This is a genomic window from Kaistia sp. SLG-1, assembly GCF_059699055.1.
Map to the genome: position 1 here is coordinate 2,705,815 of NZ_AP048544.1, position 16,851 is coordinate 2,722,665.

The following is a 16,851-nucleotide window of genomic DNA, read 5'->3' on the forward strand; positions in this document are numbered from 1 at the left end:
GAGCTTTCTTGGGCGGTGTTTATGGGCCCCGGCCTCCGCCGGGGCGACGGTGCCCGCCCATGGGCCTTGGGCTATTGGCGACCTTGGTGTTCTACAAAGGCTTCCTAATGGAGTACGGACCCTGGCGTGAAGGTTCCGGTAACCATATCGGTCCAGTATCACTCTGCGTTGTAGAGGCCGGGTGAGACATGAAAGCGCCATACTGGCGTGAAAACGAAGCAGGGTTGCTTGGGCTTCTTGCCTGCCGAGGGTCGTCCGTGTTTTGACACGGTAGCCGCCGCGTTCCAGGGCCGGCACCGGTGTTGCGGAAGGGGCTCCTTGGAATCCCGTCTGTGTTGAAGGTTCGCGGCGCGTTCTAGCCGCAGTTGAAAATTCGGAGCGGGCGAGGATTGCGCGCTCCATCTATCAGCGAGCTTCTAGAAGTAGCGACATGAGCGGATCAAAGAAGACATTCCTCCTCCCTGACGTTGCGATGACGCGTCGTGGCGCCCTGCGTTCGATCGCGGGCGCGATGGCTGCATCGGTCGCCATGCCGCTTTCGGCCTTCGCGCAGGGCGTCGATCCGATCAACCAGGTTCTGCAGAATGGCAGCAGCGATTGGTCGGACGGCTTCGATGCCGCCTCGAGCGGCGCGGCCTCCGTGCGCACCTCGGCGCCGATCCTGTCGCCCGACACGGCGCAGGCGGTGGAATACGCCATCCAGAACTATACCGACATCGTCTCGCGTGGCGGCTGGCCGGTGGTTCCCGGCGACAAGAAGCTCAGCCTCGGCCTCAAGGATCCGAATGTCGTGATCCTGCGCCAGCGTCTCGCGGTCACCGGCGACCTCGGCCAGGGTACCGGCAATTCGCAGACCTTCGATTCCTATGTCGATGCCGGCCTGCGCCGGTTCCAGGCCCGTCACGGCCTGCCGGTCGATGGCGTCGCCGGTCAGTCGACCATCAACATGATGAACGTTCCGGCCGCCGTCCGGCTCACGCAGCTGCAGACCAACCTGGTTCGCCTGCGCTCGATGTCGGGCTTCCTCGGCGAACGCTACGTGATGATCAACATTCCGGCCGCGGCGATCGAGGTCGTCGAGGGCAATCGCGTCGTCTCGCGCCACACGGCCGTCGTCGGCAAGGTCGATCGCCCGACCCCGGTGCTCGCCACCCGGATCTATCGCATCAGCTTCAACCCGAACTGGACCGTTCCGGCGTCGATCATCCGCAAGGACCTGATCCCGCTGATGCAGAAGTCGCCCGACTATCTGACCAAGAAGCATATCCGGATCTACGATACCGCCGGCGTCGAAGTGCCGCCGGAGTCGATCGACTGGCACACGGACCAGGCCACCAAGGGCTATCTGTTCCGCCAGGATCCGGGTGATTTCAACTCGCTCGGCACCGTGCGCATCTCGTTCCACAATGACGAGCAGGTGTACATGCACGACACGCCGCAGAAGGACATCTTCGGCCGTGAGCAGCGCTTCGATTCGTCGGGCTGCATCCGCGTCCAGAATGTCCGCCAGGTGATCGGCTGGCTGCTGCGCGACACGCCCGAATTCCCGCGCGAGCGCATCGACCAGATCTTCAAGTCCGGCGAGCAGGTCAACGTCAATCCGAAGCCGGAAGTGCCGCTCTACCTGCAGTATATCAGCGCCTGGGCGATGGCCGACGGCGTCACCCATTTCCGCGACGACATCTACAATCGCGACGGCATCGGCCAGCTCGCGCTCCAGTAGGCGCCGCGCATCCCGACACGGCCGTTCCGGGCGATCGTCCGGAACGGCACCGTTAATTCGAGGGCCGAATGAGGCCCTTTTTCTTGGCGTCTACCCCCACATATGGTACGTCGCCCGGGTTCCGGACGACGAGCCGACTCTGGCCCGATCCGGCACCGACAACAGGATGGACCGCCCCATGTCTCTGACGGATCGCGCCGACAGCCTTTCCTCGACCTCCGCCTTCTTCAACCGGACCCTCGCCGAGGCCGATCCGGAAATTGCCGATGCCATCGGTAAGGAGCTCGGTCGCCAGCAGCATGAAATCGAACTGATCGCTTCGGAGAACATCGTCTCGCGCGCCGTTCTGGAAGCGCAGGGTTCGGTGCTGACGAACAAGTACGCGGAAGGCTATCCGGGTAAGCGCTATTACGGCGGCTGCGAGTTCGTCGACATCGTCGAGACGCTCGCCATCGAGCGCGCCAAGAAGCTGTTCGACGCCGAATTCGTCAACGTCCAGCCGAATTCCGGCAGCCAGATGAACCAGGCCGTGTTCCTGGCGCTGCTGCAGCCGGGCGACACCTTCATGGGTCTCGACCTCACCGCGGGTGGCCATCTCACCCATGGCTCGCAGGTCAACATGTCCGGCAAGTGGTTCAAGGTGGCGCCCTATGGCGTGCGCCGCGAGGACCAGCTGCTCGACTATGAAGAGATCCAGCGCATCGCCGAAGAGACCAAGCCGAAGCTGATCATCGCCGGCGGCACGGCCTATTCGCGCATCTGGGACTTCAAGCGCTTCCGCGAGATCGCCGATTCGGTCGGCGCCTATCTGATGGTCGACATGGCGCATTTCGCCGGCCTCGTCGCCGGTGGTGCGCATCCGTCGCCGCTGCCGCATGCGCATGTCGTCACCACGACGACGCACAAGTCGCTGCGCGGCCCGCGCGGCGGCATGATCCTGACCAATGACGAGGCGATCGCCAAGAAGATCAACTCGGCCGTGTTCCCGGGGCTGCAGGGCGGCCCGCTCATGCACGTCATCGCCGCCAAGGCCGTCGCCTTCGCCGAGGCGCTGCGTCCGGACTTCAAGCTTTACGCGAACGCCGTCGTCGAAAACGCTCGTGCGCTTGCGGAAACGCTGAAGGGCCAGGGCTTCGATATCGTTTCGGGCGGCACCGACAACCACCTGATGCTCGTCGATCTGCGTCCGAAGCAGGTCAAGGGCAACGTGTCGGAGAAGGCGCTCGTCCGCGCCGGCCTGACCTGCAACAAGAACGGCATTCCGTATGATCCGGAGAAGCCCTTCGTCACCTCCGGCATCCGTCTCGGCACGCCGGCGGCGACGACGCGCGGTTTCGGCGTCGCTGAATTCCAGGAAGTCGGCCGCCTGATCGCCGAAGTCCTGGGCGCCGTTTCGCAGTCGGAAGATGGTTCGGCTCCGCTCGTCGAAGCCTCGGTCAAGGAACGCGTCCACGCCCTGACCGCGCGCTTCCCGATTTACTCCTGATCGGAACAGCCCATGCGTTGTCCCTATTGCGGCAGCGACGATACGCAGGTGAAGGACTCCCGCCCGTCGGAGGACAATACGTCCATCCGGCGGCGTCGGGTCTGCGCGGATTGCGGCGGTCGGTTCACGACCTTCGAGCGCATCCAGCTGCGCGAGTTGACCGTCGTGAAGAAGAGCGGGCGGCGCGTTCCCTTTGATCGGGACAAGCTGATGCGGTCCGTCCAGGTCGCGCTGCGCAAGCGGCCGGTCGATCCGGAGCGCGTCGAGCGCATGATCAACGGTGTCGTCCGCCAGCTGGAAAGCAGCGGCGAAAGCGAGATCAACGCCGAGCAGATCGGCGTCTATGTCATGGAGGCCCTGAAGGGGCTCGATGACGTCGCCTATGTGCGGTTCGCCTCGGTCTATCGCAATTTCCGCGAAGCCAAGGACTTCTCGACCGTCCTCGACGAGCTCTCGGCCCAGGACGCTCTGGAAGTCGACACGCGCGATTAAGACTTTGGCGCGTCGCTTCGGCGTCGCGCCAAAACCAATCTGCGGGGGTACCGGATGGCGACAGAGCGGACCGCGAGCGCCGATCCCGAGATGGACCGCCGGCTGATGGCCGTCGCGCTCCGCCTCGGGCGCCGCAATCTGGGCTCCACCGCGCCGGCGCCCGCCGTCGGCACCCTGGTCGTCGGCTTTGAGGCGGAAGGTCCGGTCATCCTCGGTCGCGGCGCGACCGGCGACGACGGCACGTCGCAGGCCGAGATCGCCGCCCTGGCCGCGGCCGGAGCGGCCGCGCGCGGCGCCACCGTCTATACGACGCTCGAACCCTCGCCAAATCCGCTCGATGGCGTTTCCGCCGTCGAGGCCCTGATCTCCGCCGGCGTCGCGCGCGTCGTCAGCGCGCTCGAGAATCCCGATCCGCGCGTCGCCGGGCGCGGCCATGCACAATTGCGCGATGCAGGCATCGCCGTCGTCACCGGCGTGCTGGGCGACGAAGCGCGGCGGCTGCATGCCGGGCCGATCTCGGTGCTGGGGGCCGGCCGTCCGCATGTCACGCTCAAGCTCGCGGTTTCCGCCGACGGCATGATCGGCCGACTGGCGGGCGAGCGCATGCTGGTCTCGGGCCGCGAGGCGTTTGCCCGGCTGCAGACCATGCGGATCGAGGCCGACGCCACGCTGATCGGCATCGGCACGGCGCTCGTCGACGATCCGAGCCTGACGGTCCGCGTGCCCGGGCTTCGCGCCCATTCGCCGATCCGCATCGTCCTCGATACGCAGGCGCGGCTGTCGCCGACCTCCTCGCTCGTCAAAGGGGCGGGCGATACGGCTCTCTGGCTCGTCACCTCCTCGGAAGCGCCGCTCGCGAACCGCGAACGTCTGGCGGCGGCGGGCGTCGAGGTGATCAACGTCGGCACGGGATCCGGCGGCGTCGATATCGAGGCCGCGCTGCGCCTGCTGGCCGAGCGCGGCGTGACACGCCTGCTGGTCGAGGGCGGCGCCAAGGTCGCGGCGTCGCTGCTTCATCGCGGGTTGCTTGACGAAGTTGTGCTGTTTCACGCGCCGGTCGTCGTCGGTCCGGACGGTGTCCGGGCCCTTGCCGGCGGCGCGCTCTCGGCGATCGAGCGCAGTCCGCGGTTCCGCCGCGTCGAGGAAACGCGTCTGGGCGAGGATCGCATGGTCCGATACGAAAGGTCTGTCTGAATGTTCACGGGTATCATCTCCGACGTCGGCAAGGTCACGGCGGTGGAGCGTCGCAACGACGTCAACAAGATCACCATCGACAGCGTCTATGACGCCGCGACGATCGCCATCGGCGCCTCGATCGCCTGCGCGGGCGTCTGCCTGACGGTGATTTCGATCGACCCGCGGCCCGACGGCCGCACGCGCTTCGATGTCGAGGCGGCGCCCGAGACGCTGGCCCTGACCGAGGTCGGTCACTGGGAAGAGGGCACCGAGATCAATCTCGAGCGCGCGCTCAAGCTCGGCGACGAGCTCGGCGGCCACATGGTCTCCGGCCATGTCGACGGCCTGGCGACGATCGTCAGCCGCGAGGACCTCGGCGAGACCACGCGCTTCGTCTTCGAGGCGCCATCGGAGCTCGCCCGCTTCATCGCCACCAAGGGCTCGGTCGCGCTCGACGGCACGTCGCTGACGGTCAACTGGGTCGAGGGCAACCGCTTCTCGGTGCTGCTCATCCCGCACACGCTCGCCACCGGCGTGACGACATGGGGCGCCCGGCAGCCCGGCGACCGCATTCATCTGGAGGTAGACCAGATGGCGCGCTACGTGGCGCGACTGACGGAAGCCGCGTAAGCTCCGCTCGACCCGGCCAGGGCGCGAGACACACACCGCCATGACCGCAGCCACGCTGTGCCGCCCGTGTGGGCGGACGCCGGCTGCGGCGTTCTTTTCCCTTTACAGCGCATGGACCGCATGGTTCACCTGCCGCCCAATCCGATCCGGGTGACCGGTCAAACAGAGAGCTTCGACATGAGCGAATCGGCCCCCCACCTCCTCGTCATCGATGCCCGTTTCTACGAGGACATCTCGGACGAGCTCTTCAATGGCGCCAAGGCGGCGATCGAGGCGGCAGGCGCCACCTTTGAGCGCATCTCCGTGCCGGGCGTTCTGGAGATTCCGGCGGCCCTCTCGATGGCGCTGGCCGCGATGGACGAAGACGAGGTCAACTATGACGGCTTCGTCGTGCTCGGCTGCGTGATCCGCGGCGAGACCTCGCATTACGATATCGTCGCGAACGAGTCGGCCCGCGCCATCATGGACATGGCGGTCATCGAGTCGCTGGCGATCGGCAACGGCATCCTGACCGTCGAGAACGACGACCAGGCCTATGCCCGCGCGCGCGTCGCCGAGAAGAACAAGGGCGGCGCCGCGGCCGAGGCTGCTCTCGCCATGGTCGCCCTCCGCAACAAATTCGGTCTGTGACGATGGCGGCACCCGACAAGGCTCCGCAGACGGCGCGGACCTTCCGACCGGCGAACCAGCGGGGCGCGGCCCGGCTGGCGGCCGTGCAGGCGCTGTACCAGCTCGACGTCGGCGGCGCTTCGCTGACCGAGGTCGTGGCCGAGTTCGAGAACTATCGTCTCGGCAAGGAGCTCGACGGCGACCAGTATCGCGACGCCGACGCGGCCTTCTTCCGTGACATCATCGCCGGCGTGGTGCGCGAGCAGCGCAACCTCGACCCGGCGATCCATGTCTCGCTGACGCCCGACTGGCCGCTGAAGCGGATCGACGTGACGCTGCGCGCCATCCTGCGCTGCGGCACCTACGAGCTGATCGGCCGCAAGGACGTGCCGGCCCGTGTCGTCATCACCGAGTATGTCGACATCGCCCGCGCCTTCTTCGGCGTCGGCGACGAGGCGGGCATGGTCAACGGCGTCCTCGATACTGTCGCCCGCAAGCTGCGCGGCGAAGAGTTCGGCGACGCTTCGACCAACGACAAGGGCTGAGCATGGCGGAGCAGGGTGGACGACCCGGCGAGTTCGGGATGATCGCCCGCTATCTGCGACCGCTGGCCGACGAGCCCGGCGCTTTCGGCCTGACCGATGACGCGGCGCTGCTGCGTCCGGAACCCGGCTTCGACCTCGTCCTGACCAAGGACATGGTCGCCGCCGGCGTGCACTTCTTCCCTGACGATCCGCCGGCCTCGATCGCCAGGAAGGCGCTCCGCGTCAACCTCTCCGACCTCGCCGCCAAGGGCGCGACGCCGATCGGCTATTTGCTCGGCCTCGCTTTGCCCGTCGACTGGACGGAGGACTGGATGGCCGGCTTCTCCGCCGGTCTCGCGGAGGATCAGCAGCGCTACGGCATTCCGCTACTCGGCGGCGACACGGTGAAATCCCCGGACGGGCTGATGCTCTCGGTGACCGCGCTCGGCCAGGTGCCGGCCGGCGGCATCGTCCGTAGAGCCGGGGCGAAGGCCGGCGACGTCATCGTCGTCTCCGGCACGATCGGCGACGCGGCCCTCGGCCTGCGTCTCCGTCTCGGCACGCTCGGCATGGACGCGGCGGGCGAGGGGGCGGCGCATCTGCTCGACCGCTACCTGCATCCGCAGCCGAGGCTCGGACTGGCCGAAGCGGTCCGCCAGTTCGCGCATGCGTCGCTCGACATTTCCGACGGCCTGATCGGCGATCTCGCGCATGTGACGGAGACCTCCGGCGTCTCGGCCGTTGTCGAGGCCGCGCGTATTCCGCTGTCCGATGCCGCCCGCGCGCTCGCGGCGGTCGATCCGACCGTGCTCGCCAGCGTCCTCACCGGCGGCGACGACTACGAGATCCTGACGACGATGCCGGAGCAGCGGTTCGCGGACTATGCGAAGGCGGCCGCCGAAGCGGGCATCCCGGTGACGGTGATCGGCCGCATCGTCGAGGGGCAGGGCGCTCCTGTCGTTGTCGATGCCAACGGGAAACCAATTTCTCTCGGACGCGCCTCGCACGATCATTTCTGATCGTCGTTTCGATTCCTGCTAGATGATTCTGCCTGAGCGCAGGGCCGGTCGATTCCGGCGGCGTGCGCGGGGGAGCAGTCGTGGACAAGCAGGTTTCCCAGGATCTCGATCGCATCGTCCGGCGCAACGCCGCCGTCCTGATGGCCGCCAACGCCGTCAACGGCTCGATCCTGCCGATCGCCGTGACGCTGGGCGGGCTCGCCGGCGTCTACCTGCTCGGCCCGGACAAGTCGCTGGCGACGCTGCCGGTGACCGCCTCGACGGTCGGCTCGGCGCTGACCACGATCCCCGCCGCCATCCTGATGAGCCGGATCGGCCGGCGGAAGGGTTTTGTTATCGGCGCCGCGCCGGCGATCCTTGGCGGGCTGCTGGCGACGTTCGCGCTGATGCAGGGGCTGTTCTGGCTGTTCGCCGTCGCGCTCTTCTTCATCGGCATGTCGGGCGCTTTCAACCAGCAATACCGTTTCGCGGCGATCGATGCCGGCAGTCCGGCGGTCCGGACCAAGGCGATGTCGCTCGTCATGGCGGGCGGCATCTTTTCCGGCATCATCGGGCCGCAGACGGTCATCCTGACCAATGACTGGCTCAGCCCCGTCATCTTCGCCGGCAGCTTCCTGGCGGCGGCGGGGCTCGGATGCATCGGGCTGCTGATCGCGAGCGGCATTCGCGACGTCGTGCCCCCGCGGGAGCTCCGGAGCCATGCCGATGGCCCGAAGGGACGCCCGCTCCGCGTCATCGCGCGCCAGCCGCGCTTCATCGCGGCGGTGCTCTGCGGCATCTCGGCCTACGCGCTGATGTCGCTCGTCATGACAGCCGCGCCGCTCGCCATGGTCGGCTGCGGCCTGACCCAGAGCGACGCGGCGCTCGGCATCCAGTGGCATGTGCTGGCGATGTTCGGACCCAGCTTCTTCACCGGCCGGCTGATCGTCCGATTCGGCAAGGATCGAGTCGTCATCGCCGGTCTCGCGCTGCTGACGGCCTGCGCCGTGGTCGGCATGTCCGGAATTTCGCTGGCGCATTTCTGGATCACGCTCATCCTGCTCGGCCTCGGCTGGAATCTGGGCTTCATCGGCGCCACGGCGATGCTGGCCGATACCTACCGTCCGGAGGAGCGGGGCAGGGTGCAGGGGCTGAACGATTTCCTCGTCTTAGGCGCGGCGGCGATCGCGTCGCTGCTGTCGGGAAAGCTCATCGGCGGGCCCGGCTGGGTGTTCATCAACCTCATCGTTTTCCCAGTCGTCACCCTCAGCCTCGCGGCGCTCGCGGGCTCCGTCCTGCTGCAGCGGCGCGCCGCTCAGGAGAAGACTTGACCCGCGCGTAAAGCCGTTCTCAACTCGCCACTACGGGGGGGAATTGCTGGGAGGAACGTTGCTCTTTCCCGCCGCACGGTTCAGCCGGCGCGGCGTCCTTGGGCGGCCGTAATAAAAGGCCGGCCAGAGGAGGAAAGTGGACGTGATCTATCTCATTATTCTATGTGCGTTGCTTGCGCTCGCCTATGGTGTATGGGCGACGCGGTCGGTCCTCGCGGCCGACGCCGGATCTGCCCGCATGCAAGAGATCGCAGCGGCGGTCCGCGAAGGCGCAAGCGCCTATCTCAAGCGGCAATATACGACCATTGCCATCGTCGGCGTGGTCATCTTCGTCATCGTTGCCTGGCTGCTGTCCCTGACGGTGGCAATCGGCTTCGCGATCGGCGCGGTCCTCTCCGGTCTCGCCGGCTTCATCGGCATGAACGTCTCGGTCCGGGCCAATGTCCGCACCGCGCAGGCGGCGACCAAGAGCCTCGCGGAGGGCCTCGAGATCGCGTTCAAGTCGGGCGCCATCACCGGCATGCTGGTGGCGGGCCTCGCCCTGCTCGGCGTCTCCGGCTACTACCTGATCCTGACCCGTTTCGCCGGTTTCTCGCCGGATGACCGCGTTGTCGTCAACGCGCTCGTCGCGCTCGGCTTCGGCGCGTCGCTGATCTCGATCTTCGCCCGCCTCGGCGGCGGCATCTTCACCAAGGGCGCGGATGTCGGCGGCGATCTCGTCGGCAAGGTCGAGGCCGGCATTCCGGAGGACGATCCGCGCAATCCAGCCACCATCGCCGACAATGTCGGCGACAATGTCGGCGATTGCGCCGGCATGGCCGCCGACCTGTTCGAAACCTATGTCGTGACGATCGTCGCGACCATGGTGCTGGCGACGATCTTCTTCGCGGCGTCTCCAGCCTTCGGCAGCATCATTCTCTTCCCGCTCGGCATCGGCGCCGCCTGCATCCTGACCTCGATCATCGGCACGTTCTTCGTCAAGCTCGGCGCGAACCAGTCGATCATGGGCGCGCTCTACAAGGGCTTCATCGCTTCCGCCGTGCTGTCGGTCATCGGCCTGGCGATCGCGACGCAGCTCCTGATCGGCTGGGGCGAGATCGGCACGGCGGCAGGGTTCACCATCACGGGCAAGAACCTCTTCTTCTGCGGCGTCATCGGTCTGGTCGTGACCGGGCTGATCGTCTGGATCACCGAATACTATACCGGCATCGGCTACCGGCCGGTGCGCTCGATCTCGCAGGCCTCGGTCACCGGCCACGGCACCAACGTCATCCAGGGCCTTGCCGTGTCGCTGGAATCGACGGCGCTGCCGACGCTGGTCATCGTCGCCGGCATCATCTCGACCTACTCGCTGGCCGGCCTGTTCGGCACGGCTGTCGCGGTCTCGACCATGCTCGGTCTCGCCGGCATGGTGGTGGCGCTCGATGCCTTCGGCCCGGTCACCGACAATGCCGGCGGCATCGCCGAAATGGCCGGCCTGCCGAAGGAGGTCCGCAAGTCGACCGACGCGCTCGACGCGGTCGGCAACACCACCAAGGCGGTGACCAAGGGCTATGCGATCGGTTCTGCCGGTCTCGGCGCCCTCGTCCTCTTCGCCGCCTACAACTACGACCTGACCCACTTCATCGCGGAGGCGAACAAGGAAGGCTCGACGACGTTCCAGTACTTCAAGGGCGTCATTCCGGACTTCACCCTCTCCAACCCCTATGTCGTGGTCGGGCTGCTGCTCGGCGGCCTCATTCCCTATCTCTTCGGCGGCATCACCATGACCGCCGTGGGACGCGCCGCCGGGTCGATCGTCGAGGAGGTGCGCCGGCAGTTCCGCGAGAAGCCGGGCATCATGGCCGGCACGGAGAAGCCGGATTACGGCCGCGCCGTCGACCTGCTGACCAAGGCGGCGATCAAGGAGATGATCGTCCCGTCGCTCCTGCCGGTTCTCGCCCCGATCGTCGTCTACTTCCTGATCTACTGGATCGCGGGCAAGAGCGAAGCCTTCTCGACCGTCGGCGCCATGCTGCTGGGCGTCATCGTGACGGGTCTCTTCGTCGCCATCTCGATGACCTCGGGCGGCGGCGCATGGGACAATGCGAAGAAGTCGTTCGAGGACGGCTTCGTCGATTCGCACGGCCAGACCCATTACAAGGGTTCGGAGGCGCACAAGGCGTCGGTGACGGGCGACACCGTCGGCGACCCCTACAAGGACACGGCCGGACCGGCCGTCAATCCGGCGATCAAGATCACCAACATCGTGGCCCTGCTGCTGCTCGCCGTCCTGGCGCAGTAGCGGTCGCGCGATCAACCGCCAAAGAAAAGGCCCTCTCCGCGTCGCGGGGAGGGCCTTCTGATTCTGGCTAAGCCGTCGTCAGCTCGATCAGCTGCCGAAGGGGTTGCTGCCCATGCCGACGGTTCCGGTCAAGACCTGCTCCAGGAAGCCCTGGTCCTTGCCGCCGGTCGGCGTCGTCTGCGTGACGTAATCGAAGATCTTGCCGTCCTGGATGCCGTAATTGGCGACCTTTTCGACTTCGTTCTTCTTGTTGAAATAGACCGCGAGGATCTTCTGGTCGACGACCTTGCGGTTCATGAAGGCGACCGGCCGCTTCCGCGTCTGGCTGATGTAGTAATACACCTCGCCACCATAATCGGCCGTGGTCGACGGCGATCCGAGCACGATCTGGACCTGATCACGGCTGGCGCCGATCGGGACCTGCTCGACCGCGTTGGGCGGAGGGACGTAGCCGGAGTGGTAGGTCTCGTTCAGACCGCCCAGGGTGCCCCCGGTTACCTTCGAGCAGCCCGATACCGCCACCAATGCGAGCGCGGCCAGCATGCCGACACTGGCGCGCCGAACGATTGGGCTGCTGGCCAAGCGTCGATCTCTCATGCCGAACTCCATTCCATTCTCCTCGCCCAGTCTCTGGGTTGGCAATCTCCCTAGCCTGCGCTAGGGCTCGTGGCAATCGTCCTTGCAAGGACAGGGGGCAGCACCATCTCAGACAGGAGAGCGCGGCCTTCCTGCCCGTGCGATCAAACCAGAATTCGGAGACCGGTCGAATGTTTCGCCGCCTGTTCGCTCGTAATCGCAGGAACGAGGCCATAGCATATTCGCTTTACGGCGCCATCGTGGCACAGGCGCGCGAACCGGTTCTCTATACCGAGTTCGCCGTGCCGGACACGCTGGATGGCCGTTTCGACATGGTCGTGCTGCACGGTTTCCTGCTGTTTCATCGCCTGAAGTCGGAGAGCGAAGCGGATCGGCAGGTGGGCCAGGACGTCTTCGACATTTTCTTGAAGGACATGGACGGCACGCTGCGCGAGATGGGGGTCGGCGATATCTCGGTCCCGAAGAAGCTGAAGAAGATGGCGGAAGCCTTCTTCGGCCGGATCCGTGCCTATGACGAAGCGCTGGAAAGCGGCGATCGCGCAGCGCTCGTGGACGCCATCGCGCGCAACGTGTTCCCGGACGGGGCGCCGGAGGGCGCGGCAGAGCGCATCGCCGACTATGCCGAATCGTCCGTGCGCTCGCTCTCGACTCAGACGTTCGATTCCATACTTTCGGGTCGACTCCACTACGCCTCCCTTCCATCCTCGCCCGCGGCAGCCTGATGACCGAACTTTCCCTCACCCGCAGTTTCGACGTTTCGCATCTCGGCAACGTCCCGCAGAATCAGCATGTCGTCGCGGACGCGGCCGAGCGGCTGGCCATTCAGCGCGAATTCGACCTCCTCGACCTCACGAGCTTCGCGGCCGACCTGGTCGTCGCTCCCTGGGGACAGCACGGCGTCAAGATCGACGGCCGCCTGCGCGCCGATCTCGTCCAGGCGTGCGTCATCACGCTCCAGCCGGTGCCGTCCCATATGGACCACCGCTTTTCGCTGAGCTTCCTTCCCGCCGACGCCATCGCCGCCGACCCGAAGACCGTGGCCGAGGCGGAAGTGATCGTCGTCTATGACGAGGAGGATCCGCCGGAGCCGCTGGAGGACAACACCATCGATTTCGGTGCGATCCTGACCGAGCAGTTCGCGCTGGCCCTCGATCCCTATCCGCGTGCGCCGGGCGCGACCCTTTCCGGCGGTGAAGAGCCCGTTGATAACGCGGACTCGCCATTTGCGGCGCTTTCTAAACTGCGCGACAAATGATAGCGAAGGGCCATGAATCGGCCACACCCGCGATAGATGGGTGTTGTCTCACCGGCCGAAACAGTTATTTTCCAGCGCCGTCGTCGCCGGGCCTTCGCTCAGAGCGGCCGCGTCGAACAGGGGCGGAATGGTTCAAGCGATAAAGATAGCGATCGACGCGATGGGCGGCGACAACGGCCCCGCGACAGTGCTCGCGGGCGCCGATATTGCACTCGTCCGTCGTCCCGAGCTGCGCTACCAGCTCTTCGGCGAGGAGAAGGCGGTTCTCCCGCTCCTTGAATCCTACCCGCGCGTCAAAGCCGTCTCGACGTTCACCCATTGCGACGTGACCGTGCAGATGGATGACAAGCCCAGCCAGGCCCTGCGCAAGGGCCGCTGGAAGTCGTCGATGTGGCGCGCGCTCGAAGCCGTGAAGAAGGGCGAGGCCGACGCCGCGCTTTCGGCCGGCAACACCGGCGCGCTGATGGCGATGTCCAAGTTCTGCCTGCGCACCATGGCGGGCATCGAACGCCCGGCGCTGGCGGCGCTCTGGCCGACGCTGCGCGGCGAAAGCGTCGTGCTCGACGTCGGCGCGACCATCAACGCCGACGCGCAGCAGCTGATCGACTTCGCCATGATGGGCGGCGCGATGGCCCGCGCGATCCTCGACATCGAGATACCGACCGTCGGCCTGCTCAACATTGGCGTCGAGGAAATGAAGGGTCTCGAGGAGGTCCGCGTCGCCGGGCAGCTCCTGCGCGAGGCTGACCTCAAGCACCTGCGCTACATGGGCTTCGTCGAGGGTGACGATATCGGCAAGGGTACCGTCGACGTCGTCGTCACCGAGGCCTTCGCCGGCAACATCGCCCTGAAGACGGCAGAAGGCACGGCGCGCCAGATCTCGACCCACCTTCGCGACGCGATGAGCCGGACGCTGATGGGCAAGATCGGCTATCTGTTCGCCAAGGGCGCCTTCCAGCAGCTGCGCCAGAAGCTCGATCCGCGCGCCTCCAACGGCGCCGTCCTGCTCGGGCTCAACGGCATTGTCATCAAGAGCCATGGCGGCACCGACGGGATCGGTTTCGCCAATGCCATCGAAGTCGGCTACAGCATGGCCAAGAACGACTTCCTGTCCAAGATCAATCAGGATCTCGCCGACTATCACCGCGCCGGTTTCGCACGGGGCGTCGCCGAGATCGTCGATGAAGGTGTGATGTGAGTTTCATCCGTTCGGTCGTCCTCGGCTGCGGGAGCTACCTGCCCGAAAAGACCCTGACCAACGCCCAGCTTTCGGAAATGGTGGAAACCTCCGATGACTGGATCGTCCAGCGCACCGGCATTCGCGAGCGTCATATCGCGGCCGAAGGCGAGCTGACGTCGGACCTGGCGACGGCGGCGGCGAAGCTCGCGCTTGCCGATGCCGGGCTGACGGTCGGCGAGATCGACATGATCATCGTCGCCACGGCGACGCCGGACGACACCTTTCCCGCCACCGCCGTCACCGTCCAGCGCAAGCTCGGCATGGAACATGGCTGTGCCTTCGACATGCAGGCCGTCTGCTCCGGCTTCGTCTTCGCCCTGTCGACGGCGGATGCCTTCATCCGGGCGAGCCAGGCGAAGCGCGTCCTCGTCATCGGCGCGGAAACCTTCTCGCGCATCCTCGACTGGACCGATCGCACCACCTGCGTGCTGTTCGGCGACGGCGCCGGCGCCGTGGTCCTCGGCGCCTCCGTCCAGGACGGCACCCGCGAGGACCGGGGCGTGCTGACCGCGCATCTGCGTTCGGACGGCCGCCACCGCGAAAAGCTCTATGTCGACGGCGGACCGTCCTCGACGGGCACCGTCGGCCATCTGCGCATGGAGGGCCGCGAGGTCTTCAAGCATGCCGTCGGCATGATCACCGACGTGATCGAGGATGCCTTCCGCGCCACCGGCTACGAGGCCGGGGATGTCGACTGGTTCGTGCCGCACCAGGCCAACCTTCGCATCATCGACGGCAGCGCTAAGAAGCTCGGCATCGACAGCGACAAGGTCGTGCGCACAGTATCCGCGCATGGCAACACGTCTGCCGCCTCGATTCCGCTCGCGCTTTCCGTCGCGCGCGATGACGGCCGGATCAAGCGGGGCGACCTGATCCTGCTCGAAGCCATGGGTGGAGGCTTCACCTGGGGCTCCGTCCTGCTGCGCTGGTAGGAATATATCAGAGATACCCGCGCCTTAGGATCAAGGACGTTGACCGGTCCCCGCTGTGGCAATAGGCTTGCCGATGGGGAAGTGACGTTGGGTCACCAAGCGGAACATCGGGAAACGAGGCCATGTCAGGCAAGACGGTGACGCGCGCCGACCTTTGTGAGGCGGTGTATCAAAAGGTCGGTCTTTCGCGGACGGAATCCGCCGATCTGGTCGAGCTGGTTCTCGACGAGATCAGCGCGTGCATTGTCAGGGGCGAATCTGTCAAACTGTCCTCCTTCGGGTCGTTTCTGGTGCGCTCCAAGGGCGAGCGCGTCGGCCGCAACCCGAAGACGGGCGAAGAGGTTCCCATCGCACCGCGCCGCGTGATGGTCTTCAAGCCCAGCAATGTCCTCAAGCAGAGGATCAATGGCTCGCTCGTTCCGAACGGACACGATACATCCGAGGACGAGTGATTACCGCAGTCGGACGAAGCGGGCGCCAACGCGTGAGAGTTAATGTCCAAGGGTCCTGATGCCTTCCGGACGATCAGTGAGGTGGCCGAGGAGCTCGACCTGCCACAGCACGTCCTGCGGTTCTGGGAGACCCGGTTCACCCAGATCAAGCCGATGAAGCGCGGCGGCGGCCGGCGCTACTATCGCCCCGACGATGTCGAGCTGCTGCGCGGAATCCGCCGGCTGCTCTATGGCGAGGGCTACACCATCAAGGGTGTCCAACGCATCCTGAAGGAGCAGGGGCCGCGCCACGTGATCGGCGCCGGGCAGGGCATGAGCCTGGATCCCGCCCCCGAGGGCGACGAGCCTGACGACTACGGCGACGATCTCGACCCGAACCAGGACTACGATCCGGATCTCGAGGGCGACGGGTATGAGGACGCACGCCCCGACGAGTCGGAGACGGGCGGACGGCGGGAGCCTGTATTCGGCCGCTCCATCGATTCGGACCGCCACGCGGCGGCGCCGCCCGTGCGCGCCCCGGCCGAGCGGGGGCAACCCTCCTATCACGGTGGTCGCACGGAGCCGCCTCCGGCGCCCTCGCGCATTCCGGCCGCGCCGCCGGACCTGACGTCGTCCGCCGATGATTATCGCCCGCCGCTGACGGCGGATCTGCCCCTGCCGCCGCCCGAGCGCGGCGTCGCGCCGTCGCGGCAGGAAGATCCCTATGCGCCGATCCGGCGCGAGACGAGCGTGCCGCCGCCCTATGCGCCGGAGCCCGCCTGGGATCCCGAGGACGAGATGCAGAACGTGCCGGAACAGCCCGCGCCGCATCCGGCGCGTGGGCCCGCCAGTGCTGGCTCTCACGGTCCGGCCCTGTCGCGGTCCGATCGCGACCGGCTGCAGGCGACGCTGTTGGAACTGCTCGAGTGCAAGCGCATCCTCGACAACGTGCGCTGACGGCCTTCCGGCGCCGCGATTCCTTCGATCGGCGGTAACCGTCCAGCTCGGCTGCGGCCGGCATTCCGAGGGCGAAGTTCAGAGGCCGGCGGGATCCCACGGAGTTCCGCGCCGAACTCTGTCAATTTTCCGCAATCCACTGAAATGCGTTCAGCATCCGGTCGATGCGGCCAGATTGCCGGT

At 66.4% G+C, this 16,851-nt stretch carries 16 protein-coding genes and 1 pseudogene; 16 read left to right on the plus strand and 1 reads right to left on the minus strand.

Annotation, left to right across the window (positions count from 1 at the left end; all coding sequences use genetic code 11):
- Window positions 1-472: 472 nt before the first annotated feature.
- The 10 genes from AC6HZP_RS12230 (at window position 473) to AC6HZP_RS12275 (ending at window position 11,253) form a co-directional block, all read left to right on the plus strand.
- Window positions 473-1,723 carry a L,D-transpeptidase family protein gene (locus AC6HZP_RS12230; protein ID WP_244669923.1) on the plus strand — a complete coding sequence of 417 codons (1,251 nt, stop codon included), beginning with the start codon at window positions 473-475 and terminating at the stop codon, window positions 1,721-1,723.
- A 178-nt stretch (window positions 1,724-1,901) separates the two neighbouring features.
- The gene (gene glyA, locus AC6HZP_RS12235) at window positions 1,902-3,209 is read left to right on the plus strand and encodes a serine hydroxymethyltransferase (protein WP_497523096.1); all 1,308 of its coding nucleotides are present in this window, start codon (window positions 1,902-1,904) and stop codon (window positions 3,207-3,209) included.
- Between the two features lie 12 nt (window positions 3,210-3,221).
- Window positions 3,222-3,701, plus strand: coding sequence for a transcriptional regulator NrdR (nrdR, locus tag AC6HZP_RS12240; protein ID WP_201403814.1), 480 nt, complete (start codon window positions 3,222-3,224; stop codon window positions 3,699-3,701).
- 54 nt (window positions 3,702-3,755) lie between these two features.
- Window positions 3,756-4,895 (plus strand): bifunctional diaminohydroxyphosphoribosylaminopyrimidine deaminase/5-amino-6-(5-phosphoribosylamino)uracil reductase RibD, encoded by a 1,140-nt coding sequence (ribD, locus tag AC6HZP_RS12245; protein WP_497523097.1) that lies wholly within the window; start codon window positions 3,756-3,758, stop codon window positions 4,893-4,895.
- The gene (locus AC6HZP_RS12250) at window positions 4,896-5,507 is read left to right on the plus strand and encodes a riboflavin synthase (protein ID WP_201403815.1); all 612 of its coding nucleotides are present in this window, start codon (window positions 4,896-4,898) and stop codon (window positions 5,505-5,507) included.
- A 177-nt stretch (window positions 5,508-5,684) separates the two neighbouring features.
- Window positions 5,685-6,137, plus strand: a complete 453-nt coding sequence (ribH, locus tag AC6HZP_RS12255) for a 6,7-dimethyl-8-ribityllumazine synthase (protein ID WP_201403816.1) — start codon at window positions 5,685-5,687, stop codon at window positions 6,135-6,137.
- Between the two features lie 2 nt (window positions 6,138-6,139).
- Window positions 6,140-6,661 carry a transcription antitermination factor NusB gene (nusB, locus tag AC6HZP_RS12260; protein WP_201403817.1) on the plus strand — a complete coding sequence of 174 codons (522 nt, stop codon included), beginning with the start codon at window positions 6,140-6,142 and terminating at the stop codon, window positions 6,659-6,661.
- A gap of 2 nt (window positions 6,662-6,663) precedes the next feature.
- Window positions 6,664-7,659, plus strand: a complete 996-nt coding sequence (thiL, locus tag AC6HZP_RS12265) for a thiamine-phosphate kinase (protein ID WP_497523098.1) — start codon at window positions 6,664-6,666, stop codon at window positions 7,657-7,659.
- Window positions 7,660-7,739: 80 nt separating this feature from the next.
- Complete coding sequence (locus AC6HZP_RS12270) at window positions 7,740-8,969, plus strand: MFS transporter (RefSeq protein WP_497523099.1); 1,230 nt, start codon at window positions 7,740-7,742, stop codon at window positions 8,967-8,969.
- Between the two features lie 136 nt (window positions 8,970-9,105).
- Window positions 9,106-11,253, plus strand: a complete 2,148-nt coding sequence (locus tag AC6HZP_RS12275; RefSeq protein ID WP_497523100.1) for a sodium-translocating pyrophosphatase — start codon at window positions 9,106-9,108, stop codon at window positions 11,251-11,253.
- Between the two features lie 87 nt (window positions 11,254-11,340).
- On the opposite strand, the gene AC6HZP_RS12280 is transcribed toward AC6HZP_RS12275, so the two are convergent.
- A complete protein-coding gene (locus AC6HZP_RS12280; protein WP_371812986.1) occupies window positions 11,341-11,835 on the minus strand; it encodes an outer membrane protein assembly factor BamE in 495 nt (164 codons plus the stop codon).
- Window positions 11,836-12,020: 185 nt separating this feature from the next.
- Between AC6HZP_RS12280 and AC6HZP_RS12285 the strand changes: the two genes are divergently transcribed.
- The 6 genes and pseudogenes from AC6HZP_RS12285 to AC6HZP_RS12310 all read left to right on the plus strand — a co-directional run.
- Complete coding sequence (locus AC6HZP_RS12285; RefSeq protein WP_497523101.1) at window positions 12,021-12,572, plus strand: ubiquinol-cytochrome C chaperone family protein; 552 nt, start codon at window positions 12,021-12,023, stop codon at window positions 12,570-12,572.
- Entirely contained in the window at window positions 12,572-13,105 is a 534-nt protein-coding gene (locus tag AC6HZP_RS12290; protein ID WP_497523102.1) for a YceD family protein, read from the plus strand. The genes AC6HZP_RS12285 and AC6HZP_RS12290 overlap by 1 nt, the downstream gene beginning before the upstream one ends.
- A gap of 127 nt (window positions 13,106-13,232) precedes the next feature.
- Window positions 13,233-14,303: a phosphate acyltransferase PlsX gene (plsX, locus tag AC6HZP_RS12295; RefSeq protein WP_201403822.1), complete on the plus strand. Its 1,071-nt coding sequence runs from the start codon at window positions 13,233-13,235 to the stop codon at window positions 14,301-14,303.
- Window positions 14,300-15,277, plus strand: coding sequence for a beta-ketoacyl-ACP synthase III (locus AC6HZP_RS12300; RefSeq protein WP_201403823.1), 978 nt, complete (start codon window positions 14,300-14,302; stop codon window positions 15,275-15,277). The genes plsX and AC6HZP_RS12300 overlap by 4 nt, the downstream gene beginning before the upstream one ends.
- A 122-nt stretch (window positions 15,278-15,399) precedes the next feature.
- Window positions 15,400-15,729 (plus strand): integration host factor subunit alpha, encoded by a 330-nt coding sequence (locus AC6HZP_RS12305; RefSeq protein WP_018181779.1) that lies wholly within the window; start codon window positions 15,400-15,402, stop codon window positions 15,727-15,729.
- Between the two features lie 42 nt (window positions 15,730-15,771).
- Window positions 15,772-16,023 (plus strand): annotated as a pseudogene (locus AC6HZP_RS12310) (MerR family transcriptional regulator); the annotation flags it as partial.
- Window positions 16,024-16,851 lie beyond the last annotated feature (828 nt).